Source organism: Vibrio sp. V23_P3S9T160, assembly GCF_963886625.1.
Lineage (GTDB): Bacteria > Pseudomonadota > Gammaproteobacteria > Enterobacterales > Vibrionaceae > Vibrio > Vibrio anguillarum.
In genome coordinates this window covers 1-6,926 of record NZ_CAWPDB010000032.1, presented here as the reverse complement: position 1 = coordinate 6,926, position 6,926 = coordinate 1, and the positions used below count along the sequence as shown (strand labels likewise).

The window sequence follows — 6,926 nt, the reverse complement described above, 5'->3', positions numbered from 1 at the left end:
ATATTATACCACTCGGATTTTTTATCTATTTCAGTATATTTTATAAATTCGCCACTCACTGGCCCAACGCCCTTTTGACCTTTCTCCAGCTTTCTTATGAAGGATATATTGGCGTAAGTATCTCCTTTCATGTTGACTGGGCGATCTAGTTTTTCCGCTTGCTTGAGTAGTTTTATGTAATTCTGAGCGGAGTGCGGATGAGTAACAATACTAAGTGCACTTAGGCGTAGGGTCTTATGTGCCATGTATATTCCTTAATTTTAATTATCTACAATAAGACTGAATACCAAAATACACGGCCAACTATCGTGATTTTTTGCTCCAGCACTTGCTCTTCTGTGTATTCTCTTGGTGGATACTCCACCTCGTTAAAACTGTAAATTCTTAAGCCACCACCCGGTAGGCTATACAGCTTCTTAATAAACAACTCGCCGTTATGGTTGATGGCAAAGATCTTTCCATCTGTCAGTTTTTTGTTCCCACAATCAATACCTACAGTAGAACCATCTGGCAGAACAGGTTCCATACTATCGCCGTGAACGGCTACACATTTAGCATTTTCTGGTGATACGTTATATCTGCGTAAGGTCGACTTAGCGAAACGAAGGCGATAGCCTTTATCGTGTTCTGCATCTGTAATGAAGCCATTGCCAGCTGAAAGTCTAACGTCATCTAAAAATGGGATTGCGACTTCATCTTCACCTAATGGGGTGTTGCTATCCCACACCTGCATGTTTCCAAGTAGTTCTGCATTACTTACAGGACTTAATTTTTGTTCACCTTTACCCGTTTGAAGCCATTGAGGATCAACTTTAAGCTTTTTACAAAGGGCTATGAGATTAGAGCCTTTTGGAGTTGTTTCGTTGCGTTCCCAAAAGACGAGTGAAGTCGGTGACACTCCAATACTAGATGCCACTTGTTGCTGCGTAAATTTAAGTTCTTTACGAACTCGGCGAATACGTTCGCCAATGGTTTCTTTAGTCATGTTAGTTATCTTACATTTACTTGACTTAAGTTTTCTTATGAATTTAAATATTAGAAAACTAATATTGAGGCGCATATGGAAACACACCTACCACCAATTAAGACGACAAATGTTATTGAATTCTTTGGCTCTAAGCAGAAGGTTGCTGATGTCGTTGGAACAACACACTCAGCAGTAAGCCAATGGGGAGAATTCGTCCCTGACAGCCGAATCTTTGAATTTCACTATCTGATGAAAACAAAAGAGTGGAAACGAAGCTGCCAAAGCTAATGCTAACAAGCTAATCATTTTTAGATAACTACCAAACCAAGGAGCAAATGGTGAATAAGAAAGAGATGGTGAACAAAACCATAGCTGGGATAACGGGCGGTAAAGAAGCCGTTGCTGCTGTGCTTGGTATGTCCGTCGATAGTTTCAATAACCACCTGTACGAAAAGAAAGGCTCACGTTTCTTTAGTGTCGATGAGCTGGTGGAAATGGCAGAGCTAACGAGTACACCGTTCGTGTCTGAATACTTCGCGCAGCGTGTTGGCTTTCTGGTAGTAGAGGCGCCCAAAGCCAAGGAACTCGACAACATCGATATGTTGGATTGTCACCTGCAGTTGAATGCGGTGAAAGGGCTGTTAGATCAAAGTATTCAAGAAGCTAAAGCAGACGGCGTTTTTGATGCTAAGGAGCGAGGTCTTATTGAAGCATTAAAGCACGATTATCAAGGCATGTTCGAAACATTCATGCTCAAGCTCGATGCTTTATACAAGGAGGATTAATGAGAACAGAATCGTTTTGGGAAACCGTAAATCAGATGTCGATGATGACTGTGAATACTTGTCGTGTGGCTTCGAGCCAAGGGCAGAGCACAGACACTTTTGAACGAGAGCAAATCCAGTTCTTAAAAGAAAAGTGCGAGCGTCATTTACGTGTATTGGATGAAGAGAATGAGTTGGCTTTAAACCGCGGCAACGGTCTAAAGCCGAGTGGAAATAACCGCGAGGAAATTTCACATACCACTTCGGAGAAGCAGTGATGGGAAGAATAGCACTAAGGGCTCAGTTAGAGAACCACCAGTTTCACTACTTCATGGTGGTTGATGGCGAACGAACTGAAATCACCCATGAAGAGATGGAAGATTTGTATCACGCAAAGCAGGTTTACTTTGCTGCTGTCTATGGAGGTATTCATGGCTAAGGAACGTATAGAGCGGGACTTTTATCCCACGCCTTCTTGGTGCGTTAAAGCTTTACTCGATTGTATTGAGTTTCGCGAAGGGGATGTGATTTCAGAACCTTGCCGTGGTGACGGCCGTATTACCAATGAACTGCCCAAAGGGCACATTATCAAGTATGCAGAACTGGCCGAAGGCATTGACTACTTAAACCCGAACAAAGATATGTCGGCAGATGTGATCATCACAAACCCGCCATTCAGTTTGGCTTTGGAGTTTATTGCTACAGCAATGACGAGAGATTTAGCGCAAGACGGAACAATGTGTTTTCTTCTTCGTTTATCGATGCTTGGCAGTAAGCAACGCGCTGACTTCTGGCGTTCTTTCCCTTGGACAAACCTACTTATTCTCACTCCAAGACCTTCTTTTGTTCATGGCTCAACGGATAACTCTGAGTATGCGTGGATATGTTGGGATAGGGGAAACCGTATTAAACGCCCAACATTCTGGACGTTGAAGATAGATGAGGTTGATGTATGAAAGCTGTTCCTATGATCTTCAATACAGAAATGGTTAAAGCGCTTTTGGAAGGGCGAAAGAGTGTTACCCGTAGGCCCGTTAAACGTGCTGGGATATTTAATTGGGTTGTTTGTAATCGTGAAACTGGAAAGCGTTATACAACCAATAAAGATAACCCAAACCAAAAGTGGTTGGAGTTTCCAGTTAATGTCGGCGACCTTATTTGGGTTCGTGAGACTTTCCGTTTGTACAGCAACACTGACGAATGCGGATGTTCTGATTATTGCTCTTGCCCTCCTAATGGAACGCCACTCTACTTCGCTACTCATGATAATGGTGAGAGTAAATGGAAACCTTCTATCCATATGCCACGCTCAGCTAGCCGATTGACGCTGAAAGTTACTGATGTACGTATTGAGCGAGTTCAAGAGATTACTGATGCACAAGCCAGAGCTGAAGGCTGTTGGTATGGCCTTGGCGGTGGGGAAGTAGACTTAGCAGTATCGCCACAAGATCATTTTCCTACGTTGTGGGAGTCACTTTACGGTAACTGGAATGCTAATCCCTACGTTTGGGTAATAGAGTTCAAGGTCATTCAGCAGAACGTGGATAGCGTTATATCTGAAATAGAAGCGGGATTAGAGGAGAGCATCAATGGCTAGGTTATTCGATGTGGTTCGAGAGCTTTCTGGCCATTCTGCTTCGATCAGTATTCCTCGGCCTTATATTAAGTTCTGCGAAGGCAACCATACACACGCTGCTGTTCTCTCTCAATTGGTGTTTTGGTCCAGTACTAAACCTGATGGCGAATGGTTCTATAAAGCGAACGATGAGCTGGCGAACGAGCTGTGCTTAACGGTTGATCAAGTGCGTTACGCGATTCGTCAGTTAAAGAACAAGATGGGCGATATTATCCAGACCCGCATTAAGAAGGCGAATAGCGTTCCTACTACGCATTACCTTATTGATGGTGATCGCTTAGTGGATCTTCTATTTCCTAAAACTGAACACAATTCCCAAATGGATTCGGTAATTTTACCAGATGGAAATGGGAATATTACCGAAACGAACTGGGAGGATTCCCAGAACCATGGAAGTGGTAATTTTCCCGAATCCATTAACAGATCCAAACCAGATCAAAACGAACAGATCTTGAATGTTCCGAGCAAGCTCGAAACCGAAATTCCGCATGACCCAGTTTTGTTTGAAATTCCTTTGAAGGGAAAGAGTTCGGTTCATCTAGTGACTAAATCTCAGCTAGCCGAGTTGAAAGAGCTTTACCCCGCTGTAGATGTTCTTCAGCACCTACGAAATATGATTGGTTGGTGCAAAGCCAATCCAACTCGTCAGAAAACCTCGCAAGGCATCATGCGGTTTATCCATTCTTGGTTATGCAAGGAGCAGGACAAAGGGGGGATTAAACCTCAGTCTGTTCAACAAACTCCTCAAACCGATGACCGAGACGTTTTGAAGCGCAAGATTCGTGAATTGGAAATGGACATCAACAACGAGAACGCAGCGCTCATTTCTTTTCAGCAACGTAAATCTCCTGCCTCGCAAGAAGCAGCGAAGTCTTCAGAGCGCAAGGTGAAAGAGATGATTGCACAACGTGAACATCTGGTGGAGGAACTAAGGGGGCTAAATGGCGAATGAGAAAGATCTTGTTGCTTTAATGCAGTCACGTAAACGTCTTTGGAAACCGAGTGAACTGTGCAAGCAGTTAGGTATTACGGTTTGTCAGTTGGTGAGATTGGTTGAAAGGGCTAGAAATTCAGGTACCACGCTGAAGCTAGAGAACGGTGAGCATACTGACTATACGAGTAAGTATTGGTTAGTGGAGGGATGAGCATGTTTGAACTTAGTACCCAAACTGAAATGACGATGAGCAGTCGTGAGATTGCAGAGCTCACTAAGAAAGACCACAAGAATGTTCTACGTGTTATTCGTTCATTGATTGATGGTCACGTTTTAGTCGCTCAAATTGAGCCACTAAAATTTGAGTACCGTGGACAGCTGTTTGACTACTACGAATTAGGTAAACGTGATTCTTTGATTGTGGTTGCCCGTCTTTCACCAGAATTTACTGCTGCAGTTGTCGATCGTTGGCAGGAACTAGAGAAAAGCAGTCAGGTATCGGTACCGGCTACTTTTGCTGAAGCGCTTCAACTTGCTGCTAACCAGGCTAAAGAATTGGAAGTTAAAAGCGAGCAGCTTGCGATAGCAGCTCCAAAAGCTGAGTTTGCTGATGCTGTGGCAGGCGCCGACAAAGGCGTTCTTATTGGCCAGTTTGCTAAAGCGGTTGGTTTAGGTCCTATAGCTATCTTCCGTATTCTGCGTGAATTGAAAGTATTCATGAGTCGCGGCAGTTCTTACAACCTTCCATATCAAGAGTTCGTTGAACGTGGCTATTTCACAGTTAAGCAAGGTACCTACGAAACGAATTCAGAAACCAGAATTAGCCATACCGCAATGATCACTGGGAAAGGTGAGATATGGCTACGCAAGAAGCTGATTGAAACAGGCCACTTAAAGGCGGTGGCGGCATGAAGATCATTAGAGTATTACCAAATAGTAAAGCCGTTGACGCTTTGTGTATCTGCTACGAGAAGAAACGCGTTTATCGTCACGAAGGTAAGCAATATTTCGTGAAATCTTTGAATGTAACAGGTGCAGGGCGTTCTACCCGTTTGGAAGCGGAACTTGAACCTGTTTGGAACTATGAGGGAGTGTTATGAAGAACAACATAGAAATGTTTGATGAATATGCGGCTAAGATTTTTGATCAACTGTACCGTTCGTTTCCTGTTCCTATTGTTTTGAAATGTACCGAAGTGTGTGGTGATACTGAGCTGGATGAATTTGGGCGAGTGTTAGGAATCGATGGGGAACCATCAAAACCATTTGAGATATGTTTTGGTACTGTTCAGTGGCTGCAAGAATCTGGGTATTTAAGAACAGAGCGCAGCGATAATTATTGCTTCTATCGTTGTGTGCTTTCCGCGAAAAGTCTGGAGGTTTTGAAGTCCACACCAGAAAGCATCAAAGTGAAAACGTCATTGGGTGAGTCGTTAGCCGGTGCAATGCGCAAAGGCTCTATGGATGTCGCGATTCAGTTGTCCAACGAAGCCATAAAGATTGGCGCTGGAATGTTGATGGGTGTTCGTTAGTGCTAGTTCTTCAACCTTTTCTACAACCTGACCTTGGTTTAATGATGTTTAAGCCTGGCAAAACTCTGTTGAGTGAGCTGGTAAAGATGAGTCAGGGAAACCGGCTCATTGTTATGCCTTTACCGGAAGAGTTGGTGAATGTGCCCAGTGGGAAGATGAACCGTTCGGTATTTCCAAATAGTTCGAAATCGCTGGTGGACGACAAGCGCTTACTCGAGTTCTTTAACCATGCTGAAGTTAAAAAGCGTCTTGGTAGTTTTAAGCATTGGTTAGAACGCATTCCACATTGCCAGCTTTCAGATGGCGAGTATTGCGATAAGAACTTAACCGTTCTCGATGGCGCCGTGCGTGTGTGTTGGCATCATGACAACCAAGAGCGGAACAGCCCAAGCATTGAAACTCAATCAATCGCTCAACGTAATGTTCTGGTTTGGGGATTGGAGCGTGTTAAATCTCAACTTCGATTAGATAGGAATATTTCATTACCTGAGCTTTGCTGGTGGAGTGTAGTGAATGGCGTTTATGAACACTTACCACAAACCATTGTTGATGAAGTTTTTGGGCTAAAGAAAAAGCCAGAGACAAATGGTTTAGTTGTTCGGAGAGAAAGTGATGAGCGCTTCGAACTGAACTCTAAAGGGATTCTTAAAGAACGCGCCGGCGTGGTGAAATTAATTGTTGATGACGAGCCACCAGCCATGTTCATGGCCAGACCAAAAGATATTACCTGGCAAAGTGAAAAGTACCTAAAGTTCGTCCGTTCTTTACCTTGCGTAGTGACTGGAAAAACTGAAGGGGTGGTGGCTCATCACTTAATCGGTCACGGAGAAGGAAAGATGGGCGCCAAAACCCACGACCTTTTCACCTTCCCATTAACTGCAGAAGAACACCGCAAGTTTCACGATGATCCTAAAGGCTGGGAAGCCAAGAACGGTTCACAATTGTTCTATGTGAAGCAGACGATTAAAAGGGCGTTGGAGTTGGGGGTTATAGTCTAATGAGTATCTATATATTTAATAAGAAACTATATTTTATTCTGGCCGGTTTTTTTGCGGCCAATGAGTTTCTGGCCGGTTTTTTGCGGCCAATGAGTT

General features: G+C 43.6%; 14 protein-coding genes. 12 read left to right on the top strand and 2 right to left on the bottom strand.

Annotation, left to right across the window (positions count from 1 at the left end; translation table 11 throughout):
* The coding region (locus AACU59_RS02015; RefSeq protein ID WP_161437821.1) for a DUF4747 family protein at positions 1-245 on the bottom strand (245 nt) is incomplete at its 3' end.
* Positions 246-268: 23 nt separating this feature from the next.
* Positions 269-985 carry a S24 family peptidase gene (locus tag AACU59_RS02010; RefSeq protein WP_094145066.1) on the bottom strand — a complete coding sequence of 239 codons (717 nt, stop codon included), beginning with the start codon at positions 983-985 and terminating at the stop codon, positions 269-271.
* 75 nt (positions 986-1,060) lie between these two features.
* Between AACU59_RS02010 and AACU59_RS02005 the strand changes: the two genes are divergently transcribed.
* From AACU59_RS02005 to AACU59_RS01950, 12 genes are read left to right on the top strand one after another with little or no spacing between them, the layout of a single operon-like run.
* Positions 1,061-1,255 carry a Cro/CI family transcriptional regulator gene (locus AACU59_RS02005; RefSeq protein WP_094145067.1) on the top strand — a complete coding sequence of 65 codons (195 nt, stop codon included), beginning with the start codon at positions 1,061-1,063 and terminating at the stop codon, positions 1,253-1,255.
* Positions 1,256-1,302: 47 nt separating this feature from the next.
* Positions 1,303-1,752, top strand: a complete 450-nt coding sequence (locus tag AACU59_RS02000) for a YmfL family putative regulatory protein (RefSeq protein WP_094145068.1) — start codon at positions 1,303-1,305, stop codon at positions 1,750-1,752.
* On the top strand, positions 1,752-2,009 hold the full coding sequence (locus AACU59_RS01995) for a hypothetical protein (protein ID WP_094145069.1): 258 nt from the start codon (positions 1,752-1,754) through the stop codon (positions 2,007-2,009). The genes AACU59_RS02000 and AACU59_RS01995 overlap by 1 nt, the downstream gene beginning before the upstream one ends.
* Positions 2,009-2,170 (top strand): hypothetical protein, encoded by a 162-nt coding sequence (locus AACU59_RS01990; protein ID WP_176428530.1) that lies wholly within the window; start codon positions 2,009-2,011, stop codon positions 2,168-2,170. Before AACU59_RS01995 ends, AACU59_RS01990 begins: the two co-directional genes overlap by 1 nt.
* Positions 2,163-2,687, top strand: coding sequence for a DNA methyltransferase (locus AACU59_RS01985; protein WP_094145070.1), 525 nt, complete (start codon positions 2,163-2,165; stop codon positions 2,685-2,687). The genes AACU59_RS01990 and AACU59_RS01985 overlap by 8 nt, the downstream gene beginning before the upstream one ends.
* A complete protein-coding gene (locus AACU59_RS01980) occupies positions 2,684-3,328 on the top strand; it encodes a hypothetical protein (RefSeq protein WP_176428531.1) in 645 nt (214 codons plus the stop codon). The genes AACU59_RS01985 and AACU59_RS01980 overlap by 4 nt, the downstream gene beginning before the upstream one ends.
* Positions 3,321-4,319 (top strand): ATPase, encoded by a 999-nt coding sequence (locus tag AACU59_RS01975; RefSeq protein WP_094145071.1) that lies wholly within the window; start codon positions 3,321-3,323, stop codon positions 4,317-4,319. The genes AACU59_RS01980 and AACU59_RS01975 overlap by 8 nt, the downstream gene beginning before the upstream one ends.
* Entirely contained in the window at positions 4,309-4,512 is a 204-nt protein-coding gene (locus AACU59_RS01970) for a hypothetical protein (protein ID WP_094145072.1), read from the top strand. The genes AACU59_RS01975 and AACU59_RS01970 overlap by 11 nt, the downstream gene beginning before the upstream one ends.
* A gap of 2 nt (positions 4,513-4,514) precedes the next feature.
* Positions 4,515-5,213: a phage antirepressor KilAC domain-containing protein gene (locus AACU59_RS01965; RefSeq protein WP_094145073.1), complete on the top strand. Its 699-nt coding sequence runs from the start codon at positions 4,515-4,517 to the stop codon at positions 5,211-5,213.
* Positions 5,210-5,401 (top strand): hypothetical protein, encoded by a 192-nt coding sequence (locus AACU59_RS01960; RefSeq protein WP_094145074.1) that lies wholly within the window; start codon positions 5,210-5,212, stop codon positions 5,399-5,401. Before AACU59_RS01965 ends, AACU59_RS01960 begins: the two co-directional genes overlap by 4 nt.
* The gene (locus tag AACU59_RS01955; RefSeq protein WP_094145075.1) at positions 5,398-5,832 is read left to right on the top strand and encodes a hypothetical protein; all 435 of its coding nucleotides are present in this window, start codon (positions 5,398-5,400) and stop codon (positions 5,830-5,832) included. Before AACU59_RS01960 ends, AACU59_RS01955 begins: the two co-directional genes overlap by 4 nt.
* Positions 5,832-6,830 (top strand): DUF968 domain-containing protein, encoded by a 999-nt coding sequence (locus tag AACU59_RS01950; RefSeq protein WP_094145076.1) that lies wholly within the window; start codon positions 5,832-5,834, stop codon positions 6,828-6,830. The genes AACU59_RS01955 and AACU59_RS01950 overlap by 1 nt, the downstream gene beginning before the upstream one ends.
* Positions 6,831-6,926: the final 96 nt, after the last annotated feature.

Excerpts from the sequence above, each read along its gene's own strand:
- AACU59_RS02010 (WP_094145066.1), bottom strand. The coding sequence starts at position 985 with ATGACTAAAGAAACCATTGGCGAACGTATTCGCCGAGTTCGTAAAGAA.
- AACU59_RS02005 (WP_094145067.1), top strand. The coding sequence starts at position 1,061 with ATGGAAACACACCTACCACCAATTAAGACGACAAATGTTATTGAATTC.
- AACU59_RS02000 (WP_094145068.1), top strand. The coding sequence starts at position 1,303 with ATGGTGAATAAGAAAGAGATGGTGAACAAAACCATAGCTGGGATAACG.
- AACU59_RS01995 (WP_094145069.1), top strand. The coding sequence starts at position 1,752 with ATGAGAACAGAATCGTTTTGGGAAACCGTAAATCAGATGTCGATGATG.
- AACU59_RS01990 (WP_176428530.1), top strand. The coding sequence starts at position 2,009 with ATGGGAAGAATAGCACTAAGGGCTCAGTTAGAGAACCACCAGTTTCAC.
- AACU59_RS01985 (WP_094145070.1), top strand. The coding sequence starts at position 2,163 with ATGGCTAAGGAACGTATAGAGCGGGACTTTTATCCCACGCCTTCTTGG.
- AACU59_RS01980 (WP_176428531.1), top strand. The coding sequence starts at position 2,684 with ATGAAAGCTGTTCCTATGATCTTCAATACAGAAATGGTTAAAGCGCTT.
- AACU59_RS01975 (WP_094145071.1), top strand. The coding sequence starts at position 3,321 with ATGGCTAGGTTATTCGATGTGGTTCGAGAGCTTTCTGGCCATTCTGCT.
- AACU59_RS01970 (WP_094145072.1), top strand. The coding sequence starts at position 4,309 with ATGGCGAATGAGAAAGATCTTGTTGCTTTAATGCAGTCACGTAAACGT.
- AACU59_RS01965 (WP_094145073.1), top strand. The coding sequence starts at position 4,515 with ATGTTTGAACTTAGTACCCAAACTGAAATGACGATGAGCAGTCGTGAG.
- AACU59_RS01960 (WP_094145074.1), top strand. The coding sequence starts at position 5,210 with ATGAAGATCATTAGAGTATTACCAAATAGTAAAGCCGTTGACGCTTTG.
- AACU59_RS01955 (WP_094145075.1), top strand. The coding sequence starts at position 5,398 with ATGAAGAACAACATAGAAATGTTTGATGAATATGCGGCTAAGATTTTT.